A 1,934-nucleotide genomic window follows, 5' to 3' on the forward strand; every position below is an offset into this window, starting at 1 on the left:
ATCCGGGGGCGGTGCGGGGTGTGTTGGTGTCGGTGCTGCCGGATTATCTGGTGCCGGCGGTGGTGGTTGTGTTGGATGCGTTTCCGGTGTCGCCGAACGGTAAACTCGATCGCCGCGCCCTACCGGCACCGGAGTTCGCCGGTGGCGTGGCAGCGGGTCGCGAACCGACGACGCCGACCGAGCTGGTCGTCGCCGGGTTGTTCGGCGAACTGCTCGGGGTCGAGCGGGTCGGGCTCGACGACTCGTTCTTCGCCCTCGGCGGTCATTCCCTGCTCGCCGCCCGCCTCATCTCCCAGATCCGCGTGAGCATCGGCCGGCCCGTCTCGATCCGTTCGGTGTTCGACGCGCCGACGGTTGCCGCCCTCGCCGCCCACCTGGACGCTCTCGAAGAACCAGCACAGGCGTACCCGGCGCTGGTGACGACCGATCGTCCGGACCCGATGCCACTGTCGGCGGCCCAACGGCGGCTGTGGTTCCTCTACCGGTTCGACGGTCCGTCGAGCACGTACAACCTGCCGTTCGCCGCCCGGCTGATCGGCCCGCTGGACCTCGAGGCGCTGCGAGTGGCGTTCGGCGATGTTGTGGCGCGCCACGAGACCCTGCGCACCGTCTTCCCCGACCAGGACGGCACGCCCGTGCAGCGGGTCCTCGACGGCGCCGAGGTGCCGTTCACCGTCGCCGACAGCACCGTGCACGGCCTGGCGGCGCACCTACGGGACGTCTTCGAGACGCCGATCCGGCTGGAAACAGAGATCCCGATCCTGGTCACCCTCCTGCGGCTGGCCGCGGACGACCACGTGCTCGCCCTGGTCGTCCATCACATCGCGGGCGACGACTGGTCCACCGGACCGCTGCTGCGTGACCTCGCCGCCGCCTACGCGGCCCGCCGGTCCGGCCACGCCCCGGCCTGGACGCCGCTCGCCGTCCAGTACGCCGATTACACGCTGTGGCAGGAGCGCCTGCTCGGCGCCGCCGACCACCCGTCCGACCTGGCCAACCGCCAGCTCGCCTACTGGTCCGAGACCCTCGCGGGCCTTCCGGACGCCGTGCCGTTGCCGACGGACCGGCAGCGGCCCCCGATCCCCGTCGCCGGCGGCGGACGAGTACGGACCGAGATTCCCGCCGCGACCATGGCGGCGCTGCGTCCGCTGCTCGCCGAGACCAGCGTCAGTGAGCTCATGCTGGCGCATACCGCGGTCGCGGTCGTCCTGCACAAGCTCGGAGCCGGGATGGACCTCCCGATCGGTGCGCTGGTCGCGGGTCGGTCCGATCCGGCCCTGGAATCCCTGGTGGGCTTCTTCGTCAACACCGTGGTGCTCCGGATCGACCTGTCCGGCGACCCCAGCCTGCGTGAGCTGCTCCACCGGGTCCGCCGTACGGCCCTGGACGCCTACGCGAACGCCGACGTCCCGTTCGACAACGTCGTGGAGAAGGTGAACCCGAACCGCGTGGCCGGCCGACACCCCCTCATCCAGACACTGGTCGACTTCTGGAATCCGGCCGGGGACAACCCCGGCCTGGACGGGCTCGCCGCGACCGCGCTGGAGCCGACCGAACCGGCCGCCGCGAAGTTCGACCTCAGCCTCACCTTCACCGCCGACTCTCGCAGCGGCGGCGGGCTGCTCGCGTCGGCCGAGTACGACGCCGACCTGTTCGACCGGGCGACGATCGACCGACTCCTCGACCGCCTGATCCGCGTACTGGCCACGATGGCAGCGGACGCCGACGTCCCGCTTTCGCAGGTGGATGTGCTCTCCGCCGACGAGCGTCGGGTGCTGCTGACGGAGTGGAGCGGTCGCGGTTCGGCCCCCGGAATGGACTCCGGGAACGCTCTCGCAGCATTGGTCGCGGCCGAGTCCGTGGGTTCGGATGCCGTGGTGGGTTCGGATTCCGGGGTGGGTTCTGGGGTTTCGGTGGTGGATGTGTGGGATGGG

The 1,934-nt window shown here is 71.0% G+C and carries 1 protein-coding gene; it reads left to right on the forward strand.

Annotated elements, in window-relative coordinates; genetic code table 11:
- Window positions 1-26: 26 nt before the first annotated feature.
- On the forward strand, window positions 27-1,934 hold a 1,908-nt coding region (locus NBZ83_RS31850), incomplete at its 3' end, for a condensation domain-containing protein (RefSeq protein WP_261576476.1).

The organism is Frankia gtarii (genome assembly GCF_025403375.1).
Lineage (GTDB): Bacteria > Actinomycetota > Actinomycetes > Frankiales > Frankiaceae > Frankia > Frankia gtarii.